Annotated in this window: 23 protein-coding genes and 3 tRNA genes; 12 read left to right on the top strand and 14 right to left on the bottom strand. The window is 53.0% G+C overall.

Annotation, left to right across the window (positions count from 1 at the left end; genetic code table 11):
* Positions 1 to 3: 3 nt before the first annotated feature.
* The 3 genes from yjjG to EPYR_RS03200 are packed head-to-tail and all read right to left on the bottom strand — an operon-like array spanning position 4 to position 1524.
* Entirely contained in the window at positions 4 to 684 is a 681-nt protein-coding gene (gene yjjG, locus EPYR_RS03210) for a pyrimidine 5'-nucleotidase (RefSeq protein WP_012666973.1), read from the bottom strand.
* Between the two features lie 14 nt (positions 685 to 698).
* Entirely contained in the window at positions 699 to 1139 is a 441-nt protein-coding gene (gene rimI, locus EPYR_RS03205; protein WP_012666972.1) for a ribosomal protein S18-alanine N-acetyltransferase, read from the bottom strand.
* The gene (locus tag EPYR_RS03200) at positions 1102 to 1524 is read right to left on the bottom strand and encodes a DNA polymerase III subunit psi (RefSeq protein ID WP_041474086.1); all 423 of its coding nucleotides are present in this window, start codon (positions 1522 to 1524) and stop codon (positions 1102 to 1104) included. The genes rimI and EPYR_RS03200 overlap by 38 nt, the downstream gene beginning before the upstream one ends.
* A 169-nt stretch (positions 1525 to 1693) precedes the next feature.
* On the opposite strand from EPYR_RS03200, the gene rsmC reads away from it, so the two are divergent.
* The 3 genes from rsmC to EPYR_RS03185 all read left to right on the top strand — a co-directional run bounded on the left by rsmC (position 1694) and on the right by EPYR_RS03185 (position 3107).
* Positions 1694 to 2722, top strand: coding sequence for a 16S rRNA (guanine(1207)-N(2))-methyltransferase RsmC (gene rsmC / locus EPYR_RS03195; RefSeq protein ID WP_012666970.1), 1029 nt, complete (start codon positions 1694 to 1696; stop codon positions 2720 to 2722).
* 178 nt (positions 2723 to 2900) lie between these two features.
* Positions 2901 to 2987: transfer RNA gene (locus EPYR_RS03190), tRNA-Leu, on the top strand.
* 33 nt (positions 2988 to 3020) lie between these two features.
* A tRNA-Leu gene (locus EPYR_RS03185) sits at positions 3021 to 3107 on the top strand.
* A gap of 102 nt (positions 3108 to 3209) precedes the next feature.
* Here the strand turns inward: EPYR_RS03185 and EPYR_RS03180 are convergent.
* Entirely contained in the window at positions 3210 to 3443 is a 234-nt protein-coding gene (locus EPYR_RS03180) for a DUF1435 domain-containing protein (protein WP_012666969.1), read from the bottom strand.
* A gap of 245 nt (positions 3444 to 3688) precedes the next feature.
* Here EPYR_RS03180 and EPYR_RS03175 point away from each other — a divergent pair, with 245 nt between their 5' ends.
* Positions 3689 to 4786: a GGDEF domain-containing protein gene (locus EPYR_RS03175; RefSeq protein WP_012666968.1), complete on the top strand. Its 1098-nt coding sequence runs from the start codon at positions 3689 to 3691 to the stop codon at positions 4784 to 4786.
* Positions 4787 to 4951: 165 nt separating this feature from the next.
* On the opposite strand, the gene EPYR_RS03170 is transcribed toward EPYR_RS03175, so the two are convergent.
* The gene (locus EPYR_RS03170; RefSeq protein ID WP_012666967.1) at positions 4952 to 6157 is read right to left on the bottom strand and encodes an MFS transporter; all 1206 of its coding nucleotides are present in this window, start codon (positions 6155 to 6157) and stop codon (positions 4952 to 4954) included.
* A 257-nt stretch (positions 6158 to 6414) separates the two neighbouring features.
* Here EPYR_RS03170 and EPYR_RS21490 point away from each other — a divergent pair, with 257 nt between their 5' ends.
* The 4 genes from EPYR_RS21490 (at position 6415) to EPYR_RS03155 (ending at position 8896) form a co-directional block, all read left to right on the top strand.
* A complete protein-coding gene (locus EPYR_RS21490) occupies positions 6415 to 6657 on the top strand; it encodes a hypothetical protein (RefSeq protein WP_157861010.1) in 243 nt (80 codons plus the stop codon).
* A gap of 129 nt (positions 6658 to 6786) precedes the next feature.
* The gene (locus EPYR_RS21615) at positions 6787 to 6924 is read left to right on the top strand and encodes a hypothetical protein (RefSeq protein WP_162013506.1); all 138 of its coding nucleotides are present in this window, start codon (positions 6787 to 6789) and stop codon (positions 6922 to 6924) included.
* A 42-nt stretch (positions 6925 to 6966) separates the two neighbouring features.
* Entirely contained in the window at positions 6967 to 7407 is a 441-nt protein-coding gene (locus EPYR_RS03160) for a DUF2946 domain-containing protein (RefSeq protein WP_012666965.1), read from the top strand.
* Between the two features lie 70 nt (positions 7408 to 7477).
* Entirely contained in the window at positions 7478 to 8896 is a 1419-nt protein-coding gene (locus tag EPYR_RS03155) for a PepSY-associated TM helix domain-containing protein (protein ID WP_012666964.1), read from the top strand.
* 51 nt (positions 8897 to 8947) lie between these two features.
* On the opposite strand, the gene EPYR_RS03150 is transcribed toward EPYR_RS03155, so the two are convergent.
* The 3 genes from EPYR_RS03150 to EPYR_RS03140 all read right to left on the bottom strand — a co-directional run bounded on the left by EPYR_RS03150 (position 8948) and on the right by EPYR_RS03140 (position 12441).
* Positions 8948 to 9934 carry a nucleoside hydrolase gene (locus tag EPYR_RS03150; protein WP_012666963.1) on the bottom strand — a complete coding sequence of 329 codons (987 nt, stop codon included), beginning with the start codon at positions 9932 to 9934 and terminating at the stop codon, positions 8948 to 8950.
* 14 nt (positions 9935 to 9948) lie between these two features.
* Complete coding sequence (locus EPYR_RS03145) at positions 9949 to 10965, bottom strand: LacI family DNA-binding transcriptional regulator (RefSeq protein ID WP_012666962.1); 1017 nt, start codon at positions 10963 to 10965, stop codon at positions 9949 to 9951.
* Positions 10966 to 11046: 81 nt separating this feature from the next.
* Entirely contained in the window at positions 11047 to 12441 is a 1395-nt protein-coding gene (locus EPYR_RS03140) for an MFS transporter (RefSeq protein WP_012666961.1), read from the bottom strand.
* A 642-nt stretch (positions 12442 to 13083) separates the two neighbouring features.
* Between EPYR_RS03140 and EPYR_RS03130 the strand changes: the two genes are divergently transcribed.
* A complete protein-coding gene (locus EPYR_RS03130) occupies positions 13084 to 13530 on the top strand; it encodes a hypothetical protein (RefSeq protein ID WP_012666960.1) in 447 nt (148 codons plus the stop codon).
* 166 nt (positions 13531 to 13696) lie between these two features.
* Positions 13697 to 13773, top strand: a tRNA-Ile gene (locus EPYR_RS03125).
* Positions 13774 to 14281: 508 nt separating this feature from the next.
* Here EPYR_RS03125 and EPYR_RS18840 read toward each other — a convergent pair.
* Positions 14282 to 14497: an ogr/Delta-like zinc finger family protein gene (locus EPYR_RS18840; protein ID WP_014538548.1), complete on the bottom strand. Its 216-nt coding sequence runs from the start codon at positions 14495 to 14497 to the stop codon at positions 14282 to 14284.
* A gap of 1487 nt (positions 14498 to 15984) precedes the next feature.
* Between EPYR_RS18840 and EPYR_RS03120 the strand changes: the two genes are divergently transcribed.
* Positions 15985 to 16512: a phospholipase D family nuclease gene (locus EPYR_RS03120; protein WP_012666958.1), complete on the top strand. Its 528-nt coding sequence runs from the start codon at positions 15985 to 15987 to the stop codon at positions 16510 to 16512.
* A gap of 878 nt (positions 16513 to 17390) precedes the next feature.
* Here EPYR_RS03120 and lysC read toward each other — a convergent pair.
* From lysC to EPYR_RS03105, 4 genes are read right to left on the bottom strand one after another with little or no spacing between them, the layout of a single operon-like run.
* The gene (lysC, locus tag EPYR_RS20945) at positions 17391 to 17648 is read right to left on the bottom strand and encodes an Rz1-like lysis system protein LysC (protein WP_104945143.1); all 258 of its coding nucleotides are present in this window, start codon (positions 17646 to 17648) and stop codon (positions 17391 to 17393) included.
* Positions 17536 to 17958, bottom strand: a complete 423-nt coding sequence (lysB, locus tag EPYR_RS03115; RefSeq protein WP_012666957.1) for an Rz-like lysis system protein LysB — start codon at positions 17956 to 17958, stop codon at positions 17536 to 17538. Before lysB ends, lysC begins: the two co-directional genes overlap by 113 nt.
* Positions 17955 to 18464 carry a lysozyme gene (locus EPYR_RS03110; RefSeq protein WP_012666956.1) on the bottom strand — a complete coding sequence of 170 codons (510 nt, stop codon included), beginning with the start codon at positions 18462 to 18464 and terminating at the stop codon, positions 17955 to 17957. The genes lysB and EPYR_RS03110 overlap by 4 nt, the downstream gene beginning before the upstream one ends.
* On the bottom strand, positions 18445 to 18660 hold the full coding sequence (locus EPYR_RS03105; RefSeq protein WP_104945199.1) for an HP1 family phage holin: 216 nt from the start codon (positions 18658 to 18660) through the stop codon (positions 18445 to 18447). The genes EPYR_RS03110 and EPYR_RS03105 overlap by 20 nt, the downstream gene beginning before the upstream one ends.
* 581 nt (positions 18661 to 19241) lie before the next feature.
* On the opposite strand from EPYR_RS03105, the gene EPYR_RS03095 reads away from it, so the two are divergent.
* Positions 19242 to 20377 (top strand): IS3 family transposase gene (locus EPYR_RS03095; RefSeq protein ID WP_104945024.1). Its coding sequence is split into 2 segments (ribosomal slippage): positions 19242 to 19488 and positions 19488 to 20377, totalling 1137 coding nucleotides; the frame shifts between segments, so codons are not numbered across the junction.
* Positions 20378 to 20512: 135 nt separating this feature from the next.
* Here the strand turns inward: EPYR_RS03095 and EPYR_RS03090 are convergent.
* On the bottom strand, positions 20513 to 20704 hold the full coding sequence (locus tag EPYR_RS03090) for a hypothetical protein (RefSeq protein ID WP_012666953.1): 192 nt from the start codon (positions 20702 to 20704) through the stop codon (positions 20513 to 20515).
* Positions 20705 to 20874: the final 170 nt, after the last annotated feature.

The following is a 20874-nucleotide window of genomic DNA, read 5'->3' as shown; positions in this document are numbered from 1 at the left end:
CGCTTACGCGCCCAGTAAAGTCTGCAATTCGGTCAGGGAGGAGACCTGCCAGTCAGGATTGATCCCTTGCGGCTTGCAGCGGTGATCCTGGTTTAGCCAGCAGGTCGCCATGCCGGCATTGATGCCGCCGAGAATATCCGAATCCGGATTGTCCCCCACCATCAATACGCGGTTGCGCGGCGGGTTAGCCATGTGATTCAGCGCATAACCAAAGATCGCCGGATGCGGTTTGGCATATCCCACCTGCTCAGATATCACCAGCAGGTCGAAGTAGCCGGAGAAACCGGTGTGTTCAAGCCGCGCCTGCTGTAGCGCGGTAAAGCCGTTGGTGATAATGCCAATTTTAACCTTGCCCTTCAGCGCGTTAAGCAGTTCCACGGCACCGGGTAGTGGAGTACAAAGTTCGGCCATGGCCGCCAGAAAACCGCTATTGAGACTATGTGCCGTTACATCCAGCTTTGCTGCCCAACCCTCAAAACGCTGGTGCTGCAACTGCAACGCGCTGATGGTGCCATTCTGGTAGTCGACCCATAGCGGCTTGTTGATCGCCTGATAGTCGTCGTAGTCGGCACGACTGAACGCGACATCGTAACGTTGAAAAAGCCGCTGCAAACCGGCAAACGCGTCAAAGTGAAACAGCGTGTCGTCCGCGTCAAACAAAATCCAGTCCCAGTTGTTAAGCATCGATCAGGTTCCCGTTAAATGGTAAGCGCCATAATGACCGCGTCTTCTTTGCCGTTGGCAGTGGGATAATAATGGCGGCGAACAGAGACTTCATTGAAATTCAGCTGCTCATACAGCGCAATCGCGGGGCGATTAGAAGCACGAACTTCCAGCCATAACGTCATCACGCTGTGCTGCTCCAGCTCTTTTATCAGATGCCGTAACAGTTCACGCCCCAGCCCACGGCGCTGAAATGCCGGATCGACCGCCAGGTTAAACAGCGTGGCTTCATCAAGCACCACCTGAGTAATGGCGAAGGCGGCCAGTACGCCGTCAACCGTCAGCCGGAAGTTGAGATAACGCTCGCCCTGATTGCTGGCAAAGGTCTTTTGCGTCCAGGGAAAAGCATGGCTGCGCTGCTCAATGGCAAACGCAGCGTCAAGGTCGTGCAGAGTGAGTAAAGAAATCTGATTCATGTTGGCAAATTTGCTGCCAGAGCGACCGTTTGGCCTCGGCATTATGATAAAGCTCCGCCAGTACGGGCGAAGCAATTTGGGTTCCGGCTAATGTCACCGGGGCTTCCAGCCCTAAACGCCAACTGGGACAGCAGGCATCATCCGGCAGCATCGCCAGCTGGTCTGGGGTAAGTACCTGCACCTGCGGTTGATGCAGATTCAGGGCGCGTAAAACGTCCGCCACCAGCGGGTCGTGCAGCATGGGCGGATTATCCGCCACGATCACCAGGCGGGTTTCAGCGGGTAACGTTATCGCGATCTCGCCCTGCAAGGCGCGCGGACGCCGCAGCGTATACTGCGTAATCCCCATTTGCTGTAAGAACCAGTCACGTCTGGGAGACATCATTTTTTCCTGTCCGATTGCCGGGGGGCCGCTTTTCGCCAACATTATGGCGTTGCAGAAGGGCGGCGAACGCCTTAGCGGCTTAAAGTATGCCGGACGTATGCTAACAAAGCCGATGATTATGCGCCAACAAACAACTATAATCGCCGCTCTGATTTATAAGGAGCCATCGATGTCCGCATTTACCCCGGCCAGTGAAGTCATACTGCGCCACAGTGATGAATTTATTCAACGCCGCGTGCTGTTTGCTGGCGATCTGCAGGATGACCTGCCCGCCCAACTTGAAACCGCGCTGAGCCGGGTACATACCCAGCAATATCATCACTGGCAAATCCTCAGTCGCGTGCTGGGGGAAAATGCCCATTATGGCCTTGTTGCCAGCGCCGCGATGGTAGCCGACTGTGATACCCTGGTCTATTATTGGCCGAAGAATAAGCCGGAAGCACAGTATCAGCTGCAAAACCTGCTGGCCCTGCTGCCGGTTGGCAGCGATATTTTTGTCGTTGGTGAAAATCGCAGCGGCGTGCGTAGCGCAGAGCAAATGGTGGAAAGCTGGGCAAAACTGGAAAAAATCGACAGCGCCCGCCGCTGCGGTCTGTATCACGGCCGCCTTGACAGCAATTCCACCTTTGATGCCGACGCGTTCTGGGATGAGTATCCGCTGGGAGAACTGACCGTCAAAACCTTACCGGGGGTGTTCAGTCGAGATGGTCTGGACATCGGTAGCCAGCTGCTGCTCTCCACCCTCAAGCCGCATATGAAAGGTAAAGTGCTGGATATGGGCTGCGGTGCCGGGGTGCTCTCCGCCATGCTGGCCAGCTTCTCACCGAAAGTTCGCCTGACATTGACCGACGTCAACGCGGCGGCGATTGCCTCCAGCAAAGCGACGTTGACGGCCAACCAGCTGGAAGGTGACGTATTTGCCAGTAATGTCTACTCCGACATCAGCGGCCGCTTCGATATGATCATTTCTAATCCCCCGTTCCACGATGGCGTGCAAACCAGCCTGGATGCCGCGCAGACGCTGATCCGTGGCGCGGTGAGCCATCTGAATACCGGCGGTGAGCTGCGTATCGTCGCTAACGCCTTCCTGCCCTATCCACAGGTGCTGGACGAAGCCTTCGGCAGCCATGAAGTGCTGCTGCAAAACGGCCGCTTCAAGGTTTATCGTGCCGTTAAGGGCCGCCCGGCCAAAAAGTAACCACGCATCAGGGGGCGGCTATTTTTTCCGCCCTCTTCTCTTTTTTACGCTAATCACACCTGCAAGATGTTTTTTCCCGCGTTTGTTTCAACCATAAGAAATAACTGTTGACGTACCGGGTAAAACCTCTAGAATGCGCCTCCGTGGTTGCGATATAACCTTGTTATATTGCGGGTATGCGAAGGTGGCGGAATTGGTAGACGCGCTAGCTTCAGGTGTTAGTGTCTTAACGGACGTGAGGGTTCAAGTCCCTCTCTTCGCACCAAAAACCACGATATTCATATTACGCAGCATCTGCGCGAAGGTGGCGGAATTGGTAGACGCGCTAGCTTCAGGTGTTAGTGTTCTAACGGACGTGAGGGTTCAAGTCCCTCTCTTCGCACCATGTTGAATCCCACTGATTAATCCCCCTGTCTCCCCGCATCTGAACCTCTGACGCCAGTCAACACGCCCTGTCATTTTTTCATCGCCACTGCCCATGAACCCTTTATATCGAGCTGAAATTCGCCGAGACCGCAGCAAGCCCACCGCCCACAGCAATGCAGGACGGCAGCAGCAGAAAGTGACGCAGGCGCTGATGAAACAGCATTAACACGGTTGCCAGAAACGCCGCCACCATCAGCACGCGCCATTCGCCAAATGACAGTTTCATCAGCGCCAGCAATGGCATCATTGCACAGGGCACCAGCACGCCCCAGCCACTATCCATTCTTTTGAACATTATCCGGCATCCCCTTAACGTCTTAATTGATAATGATTACCAATATCATATGGTAATCATTATCAATTTGCAGCAACAATTGTTGGGGAATTCTCCTTGCTGATGACAGTGCTGTTTTTAAATGATAGATTGACAACCACACTCCAGAAAATTCTCACCATAACGACTCTAAGCTATTCCACTATGAATCAGTGGCTTAACGGTGTTGGCACGTTGATATTTCAGGGCAGTCACGAGTAAATATAATGAATTTGCAAAGCTACGATGAGTTACTGGACAGCAAGCAACGGCTGTCGTTGATGCTATTTCTTTTCCTCAACACCGCTACGGCAACCTTTTGCATCCTTCGCGTTATTCATCATGCAACATTGACTGTCACCGTGCCGACCATCGCCATTATCGTCACCAGTGCCGGCATAATCGCGTTAATGCTGTTAAAACCTGCAATAAAGTTACCGCTATTAAATCTCGCGGCGGCGTTAATCGGAATACTTTGGGCATGGCATATCATTATCAGGTATCAGCAGGGTTTATTTCTTGATGGCGCTTATCTTCTGGTCGCGCTGGTCAGCGTATTATTTATCAGCGCTATTGCGCTGGGTGACTATCTGCCGGCCTTTATCCTGCATACAGCACCGGCTTCGATCGCCGTACTGACGCTCGATAAAAGCCAAAATATGCTGATCATCCTGTTTATCATTATTCTGCCGCTGATGGGTTTTACTCTGCATCATCTGATGCAGCGGCAGAGCGATAAGTTCACCCGGCGTCTGGTTCGCCAGCTCTATGAAGAGAAGGAAACCTACTGTGACCTGAGTATGCTGGACCCGCTGACCGGGCTGTATAACCGACGCGGGCTTAAGAACCGGCTGGCGGATATCCTCGATAAACACATGGGCAACCATTATGTTATGCTGCTGGATATCGACCACTTCAAAGCCTATAACGATAATTACGGTCACGCGATGGGCGATCAGGCGCTGACGCGCGTGTCGGTGGCTATCCGCGACGCGGTGCGCTCCCGTGATATTGTTACCCGCTATGGCGGAGAAGAATTTCTGGTATTACTGACTAACGCCACCGAATCCATGGCCATAAAGCAGGCCGAACGTATTCGTGAGTTCGTTCTGGGTCTTGAGATCCCCCACCGATTCAACAATAAGGTCGCTACTCACGTCACCATCAGCGTGGGGATTGCGCCCTTAATGGCAGATGACTTTGACAAGGCGCTGGCCCATGCCGATCGCGCATTATACCTGGCTAAAAGCCGGGGGCGTAACAGGGTTATCCACCTTCAGGACGCGTTAAACAGACCGCTCGGTAAACCTGCAGATATCGTATAACACCCGGCCGAACGGCGCTGCGAGCCAGCCTCTCTGATTTAACTTTTTATTAGCAAAAAAAAGTATTCACTTACGGGTTACCGCATTGATATCCGGCGGCGGCGCGCTTTATCACCGTTTAAGGTGGGCTGGCCGGCTGCTGAGGCCGGCCCGTTACGTAAGATGCTAAGACTGGCCCGAAATCCTGATACCGCGCGTTTCACGACCGACGGCAACAATCAGGCAGATCAGCACCGCTACCGTTGCGGCAACGATAGCCATCGCCAGCCCGTAATTATTACCGTGCGCTTCCGCAATGCCGGATTGCAAGGTGGCATTCACCGAAGCAATCAGGTTTCCCAGCTGGTAGACAAACCCCGGCAGTACCGCACGCACATTTGCGGGTACCAGTTCGCTCAGATAAGTCGGCACCACGCCCCAGGCACCCTGCACCATAAACTGCATCAGAAACGCGCCGATACCGATGGCCCAGGAACCGCTGGAGAAGGCCCATAACGGCAATATCGGTAGCGCAAGAATAACTGCGATGATAATCGCTTTTTTACGGCCAATTTTCTCCGACAGTACGCCAAAGAAAACCCCGCCCAGCATCGCCGCAATGTTATAGAAGATGGCAATAATGCTGATGATGTGCGGTTCCAGTCCGTGCTGCACTTTAAGGAAGGTCGGGTAGAGATCCTGCGTACCGTGGCTGAAAAAGTTAAAGCAGGCCATCAGCAATACCAGATAAACGCACAACTTCCAGTGGCTTTTAAGCACCGGCAGCAGCGCCACGTTTTCTTTGCGCTGACGCGCTGCCAGCCATGCCGGCGATTCAGGCACTTTAAACCAGATAAACGGCAGCAGCAGGATCGGCAGTGCGCCTATCAGGAACATACCGCGCCAGCCCACCAGCGAGTAGCACAGGCCGAAAACCACCGAAGCCAGCAGATAACCGCATGGGTAACCCGCCTGGAATACCCCGGACATCAATCCCCGTGAACGGTCAGGTATGGTTTCCATCGCCAGCGATGAAGCCACGCCCCACACGCCGCCCATTGCCACACCGTAAATCACGCGGAAAATCAGGAACCATTCCAGCGTCGGCGACCAGGCGGACAGCAGTTCAAACAGGGTGAAAGTGATGATATTGACCATCAGGATCGGCCTGCGGCCATATTTTTCCGCCAGACGGCCAAACAGCAGCGCGCCGACAGGCCGTACCGCCAGCGTCAGCATTATCGCCAGCGAGACCTCGGAAATACGGGTGTGGAAGTTGACGGCGATATCACTAAGCACAAAGACCAAAATAAAGAAGTCAAATGCGTCCAGCGTCCAGCTGGCAAAGCTGGCAAACGCCACATTGCGCTGGGTGGAAGTCCAGTTGAGCATTAGGCTGTTTCCTGTCTGAAGGCGGAGTAAGATGTTAATTATTTGTTTATATCATGTCATTGCAGCATGACCCCGGGCGCATTTGTCAGTCTTCGCATCAGAATGTAAATGTAAGCGATATTGTGTTACCAGACGAATCATTAGCCGTACAACACAATCTCCGCTGCGGGAGTAGGCTTTGCCGACCGCCATCACTTCCAGACAGACCTGCTAACCCTGTAACAGCTCAAGCGTATTGCCGTACGGATCGGCAAGAAATGCGCCATAGCCTACCGGCTGTGCTAACGGTGGCGGTGCACGCCGCAACCCCCTTCTTGCCGCGCCATCTGCGCGTTGTCAGCCAGCTTTTCACGGCTGGCACAGGCAACGCCAGGATGGCCAAATGCCCCCAGCGGCATATCTTGCCTGGTGCTCGTCTGCACCAGGCAAGCGCACACGATCGGGTTAAACCGGACAGCCAGGCGACTTTCTCCGCCGCAGCAATAGCTGGCTCCCGCTGATGTATTATCTGCATTCCGGTGCCGTGCGGGTAAAAACCGATGTTTTTTGGCCGATCCGCAATGACAAATGCCATATGCGTCAATCCGATATCGTGACCCGCCATGCAGGCTCCTCAACAGGTTTTCAGTATGACAATGATGGCCTGTCTGCCGGACAGCAGACGATGGTCAGTGCTGGCGGCGGTGAAAAAGCCCGCCGGTCATCATCAAGGTTATTTCGCCAAAATAAGCACGTTCGACAGTATTCCTTTTTACCTCGCGCCGTAAATTCCAGTACAATCCCACAGAATATTCCTGGTTCTGAGAAGGATGTTGACGATCCTGCACTCTGTCACACATCGCCGTTTTGCCGCCTGCTCTGCCCTGCTGGCCATGCTGCTGCTGTTTATCGCTCCGGTGATTTCAAAATCACTGGCGCAGCAACGCGGCGGCGACAGCATGATGATGCATCACGCCATGGGCATGGCGATGGAGGCAGAGTGGGATATATCAGCGGACGATCGTTCGCTGGCCGCAGCCGATTCAGCTGCCGACAATACCAAACGCCCGGTGCTGCCGGTAATGGATGACAGCGCCTGCGGCTACTGCCTGCTGCTGGTGCATCTGCCGCTCGATCTGCTGCCGTCATTGCTGCTATGGTCAGCCTTACTGGCGGCGGGGATCCCGGACGTGACGCGATCCCCGCCGCCGCCGACCCTTTTTACCCCAGGCTTCTTCCACCCACGCGCCCCACCCCGCTACCGAGCTTGACGTTAATCCCGTGACATATTGACTGTGGGAAATCCCCGCAGCCCGTGGTTTATGCCTGGTAAACAGGCGGATGGAAGAGTTTATGTCAGAACAAATCCGGCATGCGCCCGCGCACGCCACCTCTGCCCGCAGCAGCCTGCTACCGCTGCTGCGTCGTCTGCATTTCGATATTGGGCTGTTTATCGCCCCGTTTATTTTTATCGCCGCGTTCACCGGCACCCTGTACGTTGTCACCCCGCAGCTGGAGAAGGTGCTTTATCAACGGCAGCTGTTCATTTCATCATCTGGTGCTGACCAGCCGCTCTCCGCTCAGGTCGTTCGCGCCAGTGAGTTTATCGGCGCAGACGCGCAGATTGCCGCCGTGCGCCCCGCGCCCTACCAGGGGGAAACCACCCGCGTGATGTTTTACCGAGCCGATCTTGCTCCCTCGGAAACACGCGCAGTATTTATCGATCCAAAAACCCTGGAGGTACGCGGCGTCATGACGGTGTACGGCACCAGCGGCATACTCCCCCTGCGTACCTGGCTGGATTACCTGCACCGCAATTTGCTGTTGGGCGATGTCGGCCGTATTTACAGTGAGCTGGCGGCCAGCTGGTTGTGGGTTGCCGCATTCGGGGGGGCGCTGCTGTGGGCAAGCAACCGCGCCGCGCGCCGTCAATCGTCAACTCCCCAACCCCCGCCGGCACGGCGCCTGGGGCGATTTCGCCGATGGCACACGGCTGTTGGCCTGGCGTTGTTGCTCGGAATGGTGTTTTTCTCTGCCACCGGGCTAACCTGGTCACGCTGGGCCGGGGATAACATCGCCCTGTTGCGCAGCCATTTTGGCTGGATGACGCCGGTGGTAAATACCTCACTTCAACCCGCCCCGGCGATGGATATGGCAATGGACGAGCATGCCGGGCACCACGGCCACAGCATGATAATGCACGGCGGCGAGGCGGTTACCATCAATCCAGCCCGGTTCGATAGCGTACTGCATGCGGCGCGCGCAGCAGGCATTGATGCGGCGAAGCTGGAAATCCGCCCGGCTTATCGTACGGATAAGGCCTGGACAGTAACCGAGACAGACCACCGCTGGCCGACCCAGGTGGACAGCGTGGCGGTGGATCCACAGAATAATACGATTGTTGATAAAGTAACGTTCGCGCAATTTGGCCTGCTGGCCAGGCTGACGCGCTGGGGGGTGGATGCGCATATGGGCGTACTGTTCGGCATAGCCAATCAGCTGGTACTGGCGCTGTTTGGCCTCGGGCTGTGCCTGATGATTGTGATTGGCTACCGCATGTGGTGGTTACGACGTCCGCAGGCGGGAGAAACGTCCCCGTTCGCTACGCTGCTGGGATGCTGGCGGCAGTTAACTCCCGGCATTCGTCTGATGCTGCTGGTGCTGACGGTATTGGTCGCGGTGAGTTTACCGGTGATGGGCGTGAGCCTGCCAGTTCTGCTGGCCATTGACCGCTGGCGCTGGCAGCGGTCAATGAAATGATCTGACGGGCGGACCTGAATGAAAGCAGAGGCTCGCCCAGGCGATCTGCCATTACCCCAATGGCTGTGCCAGATACTGTTCCAACATAGCCAGCAGTAATGCGTTATCAACCGTTTGCAATACCTGCACCGGGCTGCCCTGCGGCTGACCAATACCGACATCAAGCCGCAGCGGGTGGCGATAACGCCATGATTTACCGCGCGTCATGCCTTCCCGCAGTTCAACATTGACAAAATAGTCACCAGCGGTCGCTACCTGCTGGTTGAGCAGCCAGGCGACGACCAGCGCATCATGTATCCAGCAACCCGCCAGACGTCGGGTTTGCATGGAGTAATCGATCCACGGGCGCAGCGTCTCGGTCACAAAGTGCGCCAGCGGCGTGTCTATTTGCGCAATACGGTCGAGATCCTGATGGGTCATTCGCGTTTGGCTGGTGACATCCATCGGCACCAGCGTGATGTTCGCCCCGCTGGTCAGCACTTTGTGTGCCGCCTCAGGATCGATACCAAAGTTGGTGTCTTTGATAAAGTCATCCAGCGCAAATACGCCGCCCATAATGGCAATTTTCTGCACCGCATCAGCCATCTGCGGGTAACGTTCCAGCGCCAGAGCAACGTTAGTTAATGGACCAATTGCCACCAGCGTTATCTCACCCGGATTGGCGCAAATCAGTTGTCCGATGGCATCGGCTGCTTCTTCCGGCGGCGGTAAATAAACTTGTGGCTGGCGTACGCCCTGCCAAAGATGCGCCAACTGCTGCTGGTGCACCCGCAAATCCAGGACACCACGCCACGGTGCACTGGGTTCAATTAACGCCGCATCCGCCCCTTTAATCACCGGCACCGATTGACCTGCGCGCTCGATCAGATCTCTTGCCACGCTGTAACCAATCTCGCTTGGGGTATTCCCCGCTACGGTGGTGACCAGTTCCAGTGAAATCTCTGGCGCGGCCAGCGCCAACGCGATAGCCAGCCCGTCATCAACGTTGGCACCTGCAATTCCATTCCCCGGATCGCAGTCAATAATTAATCGTTTCATCTGATGTTATCTTTTTATCTGACCAGCTTGCAGCCGCAAGACTCGCCAATTTCTAATTGATGAGAAAACTCACGTAGCACGGTTTCTCCGTTCCAGTTCGCCAGCATTTTGATGGCAGCCTTTGCCATTTCACGCACCGGCTGACGAGCGGTCGTCAGCGACGGCAGGTGATAAGCAGATTGGTCAGTTCCGTTAAAACACACCAGCGCGACGTCATCCGGCACCTTGATACCGTGCTCCGATAAGGCACGAATACAGCCAATGGCCTGTGCCTCGTTGGTGGCAAACAGCGCGCGCGGAAGTGTTCCGCCCTGTAACATTCGCTGTGCCGCCTGATAGCCTCCCTGACGGGTATAAGGCGTGGAGAAGATCCACTCAGGGCGCTCCGGCACGCCATATTCTGCCAGCGCCTCGCGCCAGCCATGCAGCCTGTCCTGCGAGTTAAGCCTTTCCAGCGGACCGCAGATAATGCCCACCTGCTGATAGCCATGACTCAGCAGGTGAGATGTCACCTGACGCGCGGCTTCACGCTCATCCACGCGCAGCACATTGACCTGCAAAGCCGGATCGACGCGGTCGAGCATAACGCATGGCGTACCGCTGGCTTGCAAAACATCAATATAGGGATGGCGGTCGACGCTGACATAAATGATCCCGTTAATCTGCTGACTCAACAGGTTATTGATCAGCTGCAGCTCGCGTTTGCGATCGTCGCCGGCATCGCCCAGCAGCATGACCATATCGTTGGCTAACGCTTCCTGTTGCAGTTCATGAGCGAGAGAGGCAACAAACGCATTATCAATATTTGGCACCACCAGCCCGTAGGTTTTGGTGGTGCCTGAAGCCAGCGCCCGAGCGACATTGTTCGGCCGATAACCGGTTTTCTTGATCGCAGCCAGTACCCTTTCGCGCGTTGCGGGAGCGACCGGGCGCGGACCGTTGTTGACAACGTAACTGACCACCGCCACCGACGTGCCAGCCTCCTGCGCCACATCGGCTCGGGTGGCGCGCTGCTTAACCTGTTTCGCCACTGCTGATACCCCCCATATATCGAAACGATAAAGGCCAGAGAAAATCTCTGGCCCATCTATCACGACGCTGTCAGTTCGTCGTTATATCGCATCTTCTGCCGCATTAAGATCGCGCCCACGCGTTTCCGGTGCCACGAAGGTGGTAAGGAAACCAATAGTCGCCATCACCGCAAAATAGGTGGCAATCGGCCACCAGTGCCCTGTCCAGGAAAGCAGTGCCGCCGCCACCAGCGGTGCTGTTCCACCAGATAGAATCGACCCCAGCTCTTTGGCCGTGGCCATTTTAGTATAGCGATGATGCACGCCAAACATTTCCACGCCCCACGCTGCCTGCACGCCAAAGATCCCCAACGATGCCAGCCCCATGCCCGTCACAATAGTGGCAATGACAATGGCGGGTTCACGCGAATCCAGCAGCATAAAGGCCGGGAAAGCATAGATGATTAACAGCAGACAGAACCAACGGTAAGTAATGCGGCGACCAAAGCGATCCGAAAGCCAGCCAGCCAGCGGTATGATCAGAAAGCCCAGCAGTGAAGCAATTAAGACCGCGCTGGTGGCGACCGACTTATCTACCGCCAGCACTTTGACCACATAGCCGATAATAAAGCCCTGGGCCAGATAGGAAGGACCATTCTCACCGATACGCAGACCGACCATGGTCAGAAAAGCACGGCTACGACGCCAGAAAGAACGCGTATCCTGGACCTGTGACCGTGTAGCCAGCACCTGTGCACGCTGCGTTTCCATCTCGGCTTTTTTACGTTCGAATACCGGAGTTTCTTTCAGGTTACGGCGGATCCACAACGCGACCAGCGCAATCAGCGAGCTGCACAGAAACGGAATGCGCCAGCCCCATTCCAGCAGTGACTGCTGGTCCATCTGCACCACCGCCAGCCAAACCAGGGAAGCCAATAGCGTACCGCTGTTTGAACCCAGTGCGATGATCGAGGAAACAAGGCCGCGCCGCCGCGTAGGCGCATATTCGGCCAGCGTCACCGTGCCTCCGGAGAGTTCCGCCCCGGCACCGAAGCCCTGACTGAAACGCAATAGCACTAAACAGGCCGGCGCCCACAGGCCAATCGACGCGTAGCTGGGAATAAGACCAATAAGGGTGGTTGAGACGCCCATCAGGATAATGGTAGAGATCATTACCGTTTTGCGACCTTTACGGTCACCCAGCCAACCGAAGAAGAGTGCACCAATCGGGCGGGCAATAAAACCAACCGACCAGGTAGCGAAGGTAGAAAGCAGTGCCATGGCAGGCGTCGATTCGGGGAAGAAGACATCGCCAAAAATAATACCGGCGGCCAGTCCGTATAGCGCAAAATCGGCATATTCCATCGCAGTACCCAGCCAACATGACAGGGTGGCGCGCCAGAAATCTTTGCGCCCTTCGCGAGTGGTGAGACGTTCATCTGCCGCAGAAACGGCTGATAAAGCCATATCCTGTGCATGGTTTTGAGGTGTAGACATGAAAATTTCCCTGAGGTGAGGAGCTCTGTTTTGCACCTTCCCTGGTACACACTCCTCAGTGGAGGAAAATTCGCCAGTGAAGATGCGATGTTAAAAAGCCATAACTAAGGATCGTTATAAAGTTCCCTGGTGTTGGAACGCTATATTCGCTTTACGCCGACGGTCCAAAATGACCAGCCGCATAAGTAACGTAAAACAAATGTGACCTTGTGGTAGCTGACAATTATCAAACACCGTGAATTTTCACTACCCCTTCATTGTATCTACGCGTGTAGATAAATCAAGTAGTCTTACCAATTTTAGAAGCGTTTTTTCGAAGCCCTGCATCACAATAACCATTAATAGTTAATTAAATCATTGTGATACAATGAAAAGAAAAATGAAAATATTCTTTCCACCCAGGAATAAAGCCAGAAAACAAGGATTATTCTTACATGTTGCGCACCGGGTGCCACCCAGAACTATAACCACTTTGTATGACAAACAGATGACAGCTCGAAAAACTGCAGATTTGTTAGCGTACCGGGCGAAAGTTAAGATGCTGAAAGCAGCCCTCGACCAGGCGAAAAAATGATGACCATCACACCGATGCGCCACGGTTAACCCAATGACTCGCTGTCCGGTCGCCGCTCCGCGCTGGCAATGACGCGATGGTGCGAAACCTGGGATCTGGCTGAAATTTGCGATCGACCTCCGGACAGTAGCCTGCACCTTTCCGGGCTGGCGGATATTATTGTCACCAGCCCGCTGCCGCGTGCGCGTTCATCGCTGGAGAAGCTCGGCAAGACTGCAAACAGGGTTGTTGCGCTTTATAGTGAGTTGACACTTCTGGTGATGCCGCTGGCATTTCCCGCTCTGCCACCGTTTATATGGCTGCCGCTGCTGCGCGCCCTGGGGTTGTTTGGCTATAGCGGAAAAGTTGAATTTCACGAGCAGGCTAAGCAGCGCGCGGCAGAACAGCTGGCGCAGCACGGCAATGTTCTGCTGATGAAGCATGGCATGATGAACACACTTATCTCCCGCCCGCCAAGAAAGCTTGGCGGGCGTGGCGAACAGCGGCAAACGGATGAATCCCCGATATCTGATTAAGCTATAGCGCCGATCCCTGACGCTGAAGGTGCGTGATAACTGAAGCTGGCAAGATAAAGTTTAAGATTCAACTGCTTCCCGGCATAGTGAGTTTGCCTGGAAATACAGCAATCAGATGTTAAATGCTGGATCGTACCGCGCAGTTACACTATAATCCCGCGCCACAGGCCCCTTAGCTCAGTTGGTTAGAGCGCGCGACTCATAATCGCTCGGTCGCTGGTTCAAGTCCAGCAGGGGCCACCAAATTTTAGCTCTAAAATCATATAATTAAGCCACTCTGCAAGGAGTGGCTTTTTTGTTTATGGCGGCCAGTGCCGCAAAAGTATCCCGTGAGATTTCCGTTATCACCTGCGCTCTGATCTGAGGGGTTAGCTATAGCGACTAAAAAGACAGGGTAGTGAAAATTTATAGCTGTTATTTTCTCCCCGTTTTTTTCGAGACAACCCTTTAAAACGGTGCCGCCACAGCGGGTTTATCCCCTTTGACTATCTAATATCCGGTGGCCATCACGTCACCTCCTGAGGACATGCCTGAACGGAGACCAGAAAATCATCAGTCAGGATACGGGGGGGCCATTTCCTCGGCAGAGTACGGTGCTTTTTCGCCAGGTAAGCCTGGGCCGCGCATTGACTGTTTCCAGCCAGTTCAACTTCAGACGGGAAGCCTTTAATCCGTATTGAGCAGAGTAGAAGGCCGCTGATGCGGCCTCGACAGGAACAGATGCCAGCATTTTGGTGCAGTCAAAAACGGGCTACGATACGCGTTTTTCCTGCACTCCTTTATTATGCGGCGGTGCTGAACTGATTTTTGCCGGCCGGCTGACCGTTCGGACAAAGCTTTCATGCGTGACGAATGTGTGCCCACATTCAATATTGGTGCATTGATTATAGCGCTCTTTGGTTTCCGTTGAAACCTGGAAACTGCTTCTGGTGTGGGCCGACCGACCACATAACGGACAATTCATCATAATTGCGTACCTTTAATATTCCATATTGAGCTATAATAATATCAAGTAGTTCCATTTTGGGAAGTAAAAAATCCATAAAGAGAAAAAAATCAAAAAAACCATTATGTGCAACAACAGCTTTACCCGATGCCAGATTATGGGGCAGTTCGCTGATGATCCAGGATCCTCAACAATTGGCGCTTTTAGGCCTCTGAGTTTTACCCGCATCGCCATATGCCGTTCGTCTCGCGCTGCTGCCGGCCGTAGCTGGAACGAAGCCACCCCGTATTTGCTGCACTGTCATTGCGCCGGGGTCGCCTTCTCGTATTTACGCGATCCCCCGGCAGCTGCGATGAGAAAAGTCACCGCTATCAGGCAAAGCGCAGATGACGATCGGAAATGTATAAACCACATAATGTCTTTCAGTTTAGCGCCAGAAAGGCCAGTAAATTCCTTAAGTTCCAAATTACTTTTTGGTGGTGCCAGGGATTAGGTGACATATTGGGTTACACAGAAAAATTAATAGCTTTCTTCCGTTGAGATTATGAATCTTTCAAGACAATCACTTATCATTCCGCCATGACTAACGGCAGCTAAAACTTGACAAAATTGCCTTGTATTTATCACAGGCCTGGTTCCTTTATAAGAAATGACAGGCAGTGATATGAAATGATCAAACTCTCAGGACAGTGATAGCATACGTCACCTTCCCGACACGGAAACGGGTAGGATTGGGTAGAAAAAGCAGAAAATAGCACAGTAATTTACCCTTACCAGTAATAGCGATATTCATTCTGCGACTTACTCCATCTGGCCTTTTGCTGAATGGCTGATTCTGAATAATCACTATGCTTTATCTTCTTTACGTAATAACCCTTACCGCCGGCCATCAATGCAGTAAAACGATTTTCTTCAGAAACTGAGCACTGCCTCGCAAAATCCCGCAAGATCGAAGCAGCTGTTAATGTTAATATAATTAACAATAAATCCCCTTCGAAATGGAATAACCATTAAAAATAATTCAACATCCGAAAAATCGGCAAATACGTGAAGCGTGATGAGCTAAACTTACGTATGAAAAAAATGCGATCAATACCTATATATCTTGAGGCATGACGGATTCGGATAATAAAGTCACCTTTACTGATTATTTGTTATATCTGAACTTCTTAGCCGAGGGTAATTCACGCAATAAACACCGGACAGATTATTTCATCTCTCCGGATTTCAGTCCTGTTGCCTGTTGGTGGGCCTGAGTCAATGCTCGCTACTGCCCCCACTGTTGATATTGTCTTTATCACTCCAACATGCGTGCAGCTGGTTGAGACAGGCATTACCCGGTTGGCGCTGCGGGCGGCTAAGGACACATCATAATCCCGGCTGCGTCAGTGAAATGTTGCCTGGTTATCTCTTTATTCCTAGCGCGATAATAAAGTGGTAGTCGTCCATAAAAAGACCCGTAACCTGTTTAATTCCCCCTCAATAAGCTAAAACTGGAGTTAACAATCATGCGTAAATCGATATTTTTTGTGCTGGCTATCATCATGTCCCCCCCGGCGGTCGCCACAGACGCACCTGAAATTTCCGTCGGCTTTTCTCCTTCTGCGGGCCAGGCCGCATTGCAGATCGTGTTGAGCACCATTAATGGTGCAGAGCAAAGCATTGATATAGCGGCTTACAGCTTCACCAGTCACCCCATTGCAGCCGCACTCATCGCCGCCCAGAACCGTGGAGTATCTGTACGGCTGGTAGCCGATGCAAAGGCCAATAACGATAAGTACACCGCAGTTACCTTCCTGACTAACCAGGACGTGCCGGTGCGTTTGAACGCGCAATACATCTTCATGCACAATAAATTTATGGTCATTGACAGCAACACGGTACAGACTGGCTCATTTAACTACACATCCAACGCCGCGAAGCGCAACGCTGAAAACGTGCTTCTGGTGCGAAATGCGCCGGCACTGGCAGCAATGTACCAGCAGGAGTTTAATCGCCTGTGGAGCGAGTCACAGGGATTCGACAGCCTCTATTGAAAACTGCTCCCTCATGGGCGACCACCGCCGAAGCCTGGCAAGACATCAGGGACGTTATCAGAAACATCATTAAAGATTTCCAGAAGGTAATTTTATCGTCATATCAGCAATAACAGTTTCGTTGATAGTTGAAGAAAAATCGCCTCCGGAAATAACCAATTTATAGTGACGCAAGGCAAGTAACTATTGCCAATTTATGAATTTAATATTCAATAACGGATAAAAAGCGACATGATAAAATATCCAGTGAGATTTACTTCCATGCCTGAATTCTTCAAGACACTGTCCACTTCACTGCACCTCAGAAAAAATATCAGTAAGGCGTGGAGTAAAGTATTCGTTGGTTTATCAAGCGCTGGGTTTTATTCTCACCACCGCACATTCGATTAAAATCGCCAGTTCAATCAGGCCTTCAGCGGCCAGCTCACACTACAAGCCGAACAGGGAAATAAAAATGAATATATGGCAAAACAGGCTCGCCGCTCATATTGAAACACCCTGGTGCAACACGCGCTGGTACCACACTCTCAACAACCTGTAGCAAGTTATAAAAAATATCCCCCGCCCATTACCCGGACAGTCCCGTTAATGGGTAAAAAAAGATAGATACAGAGAAAGATAATCGACTGCTACCCAAATCATTTTCTCTTCCTGTTATCGTTAATGACTGTTTACAGTACCACAGGACGACGAAACGATCGTTCCCCGATAGTTGCCCGCTTATCCCACAACAAACCGTAACCGCGTGCCTCCCCGAACCGGACGCCAGTTTGCTGTGCGTTGAGTGTTGGCGGCGGTGATCCTGCGGCATCGAACCGTCCCCGCTTGCCGCCAGCAAGTCGTTTGTTTCCAAAGGCACAGGCAAGCGTCTGACGGAGTTATCGCGGATTGAGGTCAGTGCGCTGTTTAAGTTTTGCTGCTTGTTCGCTTTCTCGCTTCTGCCAGTTAATTAGGGTGTCGACTTTGTCAGCACAGGCCGCCCATGCAGCCTCTGTTTCATCCAGAACGGCGTTCAGATCACCATTATCGCGCGGAGCGGACCTCTCCAGCCGGCACGGCGTCACTTCGGGACAGCCACTCACGGTAAGATGCGCCTCCGGTGAGCGCCGGTCTGCTGCGCAGCCGGATAATATCATCAGGCAAAGAAGTGTCGTTCCAGCGGCGTAAATCTTCGTTTTCACGTTTTAGCTCCTCAATCCGGCGCTGACGCTGGCGCAATAGCGCGGTGGTGTGTTCCGCCGCCGCATAAAGCCGCATCTGCTCCCGACTGTTGGTTTTGGTCAAAATGGCAAGGCCGATAAGCTGGCCGTTCTGTTTGTTAAGCGCCTGCGCCTGGCTTTTCAGCGTTACCGCCTGCTCTTCAATAATGTTGCGGTCTTCGCTTCGCTGCCACGACTGCCAGCCCTGCACTACCAGCACTAACATCACCACCAGTGCGCGTATCATATTCCGGTCAGGCACCACGCCATCTCCCTTGCGCGGCGCTTTTTAAGCCCCGGGTTGAACACGCCTTTAACATAGATCCAGCGCGGCAGCTGCTGGCAGGCGTCACGCCAGCGCTTTTCGTTTAGCAGCTTCACCATCGTCGAACCACAGGTTTTAGTGGTACCGACGTTAAAGGCCAGAGAGACCAGCGAGTCATACACTGACTGCGGCACAGGTTCCGTCAAACACTGCGCCAGTGCTGATTCAACGCGCAGTACATTGGTGATTAAATTCCCTGCTGCCTGCTGCCCGGTAATGCTGCGGCCCGATACCACGCCTTCGGTGTTGCCGATGCCGTCCGTCCATATCCCGGCGCTGCACTGATAAGGCATCAGATGACAGCCTTCATAGTCCGCCAACAGTTTCAGCCCATCTGGTGAGGTATGCAGCTGCTGATATTTCGGCAGCATGGCAGCAGCAGCCAGTACCGCGCCGACAGCACAATGTTTAACGATTGAATGATTCATATTCCCCTCGCGTGATTTGGCCACGGCGCAGCAGCTGCCAAGATTTGTGTTTGTAATGCCAGTTAATAGCCAGCATCAGTATGCCAGTCAGCATACCGGCCAGTGTCGAAACATCCTTTAGAGACAGATGGCCCAGCCACGTCAGCTGTACAGCGACGTTGTAAGAGATCAAAGCGCTAACCCGCTCAAGACACATCATTTTCCCTATTCCCTTAACTGGACACAGCCCGGGCAGGCCCGTGATGCCTGTGCATTACCATCCTGGGTAGGCCCGTAAGCACGCCCGCAGAGGGCGATTCCCGTGTTAGTTTGATGAGCACATATTTTCATTGGTTAAGTTCCTCTGTGTGATGCAGCCCCATGCGCCGCGCTTGAGGCATAGGATCGTACTGCAAGACCACGGCTCGCGTATCACGCGTATAAGTGAAAACAACACGCTGATACCCTATGTTTGCGGGGATTAAGGTCATTGACAATGCGCGCACTTTGTGCACTCAAACACACAAGGCGCAGTCAGAAAACGCGAGCTGGCAAGGCTTGTGCGGCGAACATCAACGTCGCGCAAATGGCCCGGGTGCGGCCAAAAGCTGACGATATGTGTTCCAAAAGGGAAAGGTGAAAAAGCCAAAATGACGGAAGTTTACAGAGCGAGATAAGTTTTATGAGCAATGGCCTTTATGGACTGCCCCTATGCCAGTAGACGATCCTACCGTATATTTGGACTGCCCCTATGCCAGTAGACGATCCTACCGTATATTTTGAGCATAGGAGGAACGTATGGGCACACCACGATTTACACCTGAATTTAAAGAAGAAGCCGTCCGTCAAATAACGGAACGCGGCTATTCCGTCGCTGAAGTTTCNGACCGTCTGGGCGTCTCTGCACACAGTCTCTACAAGTGGCTTCGGGCTGTCAAACCTGATAACAGCGAACAGCATGCCCGGGATTTACTGGAAGCCAAAAGCGAGATCCTGAAACTACGGGCGCAGCTAAAACGCACCGAAGAAGAACGGGATATCCTGAAAAAGGCCGCGCGGTACTTTGCAAGGGAGCCCGACTGAAGTACCGCTTTATCAATGAGCACCGCACTGTATGGGGTGTGATGACGATGTGTCGGGTACTTCATGTCGCCCGGGCCGGGTTCTATGCGTGGCTGCACAACCCGGTCTCGGCGCGTGATAAAGATAACCAGCGTCTGCTGACGCTTATCCGTGACTCATATTCACTGAGCGGAGGCGTATACGGTTACCGGCGGGTTCATGGCGACCTGAACGAAATCGGGGAAACCTGCGGTAAAAACCGGGTGGGCCGTATTATGCAACTGAACCGGATTAAAGCCGTGCGCGGCTATAAAGCTCCGCGTCGTATTGCTGGCAGACCTTCAGTGGTTGCCCCTAATCGCGTGCAGCGGCAGTTTACTGTTGTCCGGGCCAATCAGGTCTGGGTGACCGATATCACCTACATCCGCACCTGGCAGGGCTGGTTGTATCTGGCGGTGGTTATCGACCTCTTTGCCCGTAACGTGGTGGGGTGGTCGATGAAGCCCACCCTCTCACGCGAACTGGCACTGGATGCGCTCATGATGGCGGTCTGGCGACGAAAACCGGACGGCGAGGTGATTGTGCATAGCGATCAGGGCAGCCAGTACGGCAGCGACGACTGGCAACGGTTTTGCCGGGCCAATAACCTGGTCCCGAGTATGAGCCGGCGTGGTAACTGCTGGGATAATGCCGTGGCCGAATCGTTCTTCAGTTCACTGAAAAAAGAACGGATCAGAAAGCGGATGTATAAAACACGGGATCTGGCCCGCGCGGATATCTTCGATTACATTGAAGTGTTCTACAACCGGGCCCGGCGTCACAGCCATCTCGGTGGCGTCAGCCCGGAGGCCTTTGAACAGGCCTCGTCGTGAGGACAGAATTTGTCTACCGTTGTGGGGTCAGTCCAAACTATCCTGGCGAAAAAACATGCCTGTTTCTTTAAGGAACTTTAAGGGCTGCATGGCCGATCTTTTTTTTAAACACGTCTTTACTTGTACAGTACAGCCTCATGGGTCGAGATGGTTTGTGGACCTGGTGGATTGATGACTCCGTATTTTTGCCATCAATTCATTTGTGAGTTCACAAACCCACTGAATAGCAAGTTTTTTTTCCTCTTCATCGCATTCACTCGCCGCAACAAGTTTGATAAAAAAATCAATGCGCTGTAGCTTGACTGACTCAAAAAGATAGTCTTGCATGTTCCCTCCTGATAGGAAAACTGTACATTATTACATATGTTTTTATAAACAGTATAGAAGCCATTTTAAAATGTAAAATGTTTTTTGGCTTTATCATCAGTTGTGTGCAATGAATATCAATTATTAGTCGTTCGCATAACCATTATGAGTTATCACATCAACTCTATTCA

This window comes from Erwinia pyrifoliae DSM 12163 (genome assembly GCF_000026985.1).
Lineage (GTDB): Bacteria > Pseudomonadota > Gammaproteobacteria > Enterobacterales > Enterobacteriaceae > Erwinia > Erwinia pyrifoliae.
The sequence above is the reverse complement of the archived record's forward strand: the minus strand, read 5'-3'. Positions and strand labels throughout refer to the sequence as shown.

Excerpts from the sequence above, each read along its gene's own strand:
- yjjG (WP_012666973.1), bottom strand. The coding sequence starts at position 684 with ATGCTTAACAACTGGGACTGGATTTTGTTTGACGCGGACGACACGCTG.
- rimI (WP_012666972.1), bottom strand. The coding sequence starts at position 1,139 with ATGAATCAGATTTCTTTACTCACTCTGCACGACCTTGACGCTGCGTTT.
- EPYR_RS03200 (WP_041474086.1), bottom strand. The coding sequence starts at position 1,524 with ATGATGTCTCCCAGACGTGACTGGTTCTTACAGCAAATGGGGATTACG.
- rsmC (WP_012666970.1), top strand. The coding sequence starts at position 1,694 with ATGTCCGCATTTACCCCGGCCAGTGAAGTCATACTGCGCCACAGTGAT.
- EPYR_RS03180 (WP_012666969.1), bottom strand. The coding sequence starts at position 3,443 with ATGTTCAAAAGAATGGATAGTGGCTGGGGCGTGCTGGTGCCCTGTGCA.
- EPYR_RS03175 (WP_012666968.1), top strand. The coding sequence starts at position 3,689 with ATGAATTTGCAAAGCTACGATGAGTTACTGGACAGCAAGCAACGGCTG.
- EPYR_RS03170 (WP_012666967.1), bottom strand. The coding sequence starts at position 6,157 with ATGCTCAACTGGACTTCCACCCAGCGCAATGTGGCGTTTGCCAGCTTT.
- EPYR_RS21490 (WP_157861010.1), top strand. The coding sequence starts at position 6,415 with ATGCGCCATAGCCTACCGGCTGTGCTAACGGTGGCGGTGCACGCCGCA.
- EPYR_RS21615 (WP_162013506.1), top strand. The coding sequence starts at position 6,787 with ATGACAATGATGGCCTGTCTGCCGGACAGCAGACGATGGTCAGTGCTG.
- EPYR_RS03160 (WP_012666965.1), top strand. The coding sequence starts at position 6,967 with ATGTTGACGATCCTGCACTCTGTCACACATCGCCGTTTTGCCGCCTGC.
- EPYR_RS03155 (WP_012666964.1), top strand. The coding sequence starts at position 7,478 with ATGGAAGAGTTTATGTCAGAACAAATCCGGCATGCGCCCGCGCACGCC.
- EPYR_RS03150 (WP_012666963.1), bottom strand. The coding sequence starts at position 9,934 with ATGAAACGATTAATTATTGACTGCGATCCGGGGAATGGAATTGCAGGT.
- EPYR_RS03140 (WP_012666961.1), bottom strand. The coding sequence starts at position 12,441 with ATGTCTACACCTCAAAACCATGCACAGGATATGGCTTTATCAGCCGTT.
- EPYR_RS03130 (WP_012666960.1), top strand. The coding sequence starts at position 13,084 with ATGACGCGATGGTGCGAAACCTGGGATCTGGCTGAAATTTGCGATCGA.
- EPYR_RS18840 (WP_014538548.1), bottom strand. The coding sequence starts at position 14,497 with ATGATGAATTGTCCGTTATGTGGTCGGTCGGCCCACACCAGAAGCAGT.
- EPYR_RS03120 (WP_012666958.1), top strand. The coding sequence starts at position 15,985 with ATGCGTAAATCGATATTTTTTGTGCTGGCTATCATCATGTCCCCCCCG.
- lysC (WP_104945143.1), bottom strand. The coding sequence starts at position 17,648 with ATGATATTATCCGGCTGCGCAGCAGACCGGCGCTCACCGGAGGCGCAT.
- lysB (WP_012666957.1), bottom strand. The coding sequence starts at position 17,958 with ATGATACGCGCACTGGTGGTGATGTTAGTGCTGGTAGTGCAGGGCTGG.
- EPYR_RS03110 (WP_012666956.1), bottom strand. The coding sequence starts at position 18,464 with ATGAATCATTCAATCGTTAAACATTGTGCTGTCGGCGCGGTACTGGCT.
- EPYR_RS03105 (WP_104945199.1), bottom strand. The coding sequence starts at position 18,660 with ATGTGTCTTGAGCGGGTTAGCGCTTTGATCTCTTACAACGTCGCTGTA.
- EPYR_RS03090 (WP_012666953.1), bottom strand. The coding sequence starts at position 20,704 with ATGCAAGACTATCTTTTTGAGTCAGTCAAGCTACAGCGCATTGATTTT.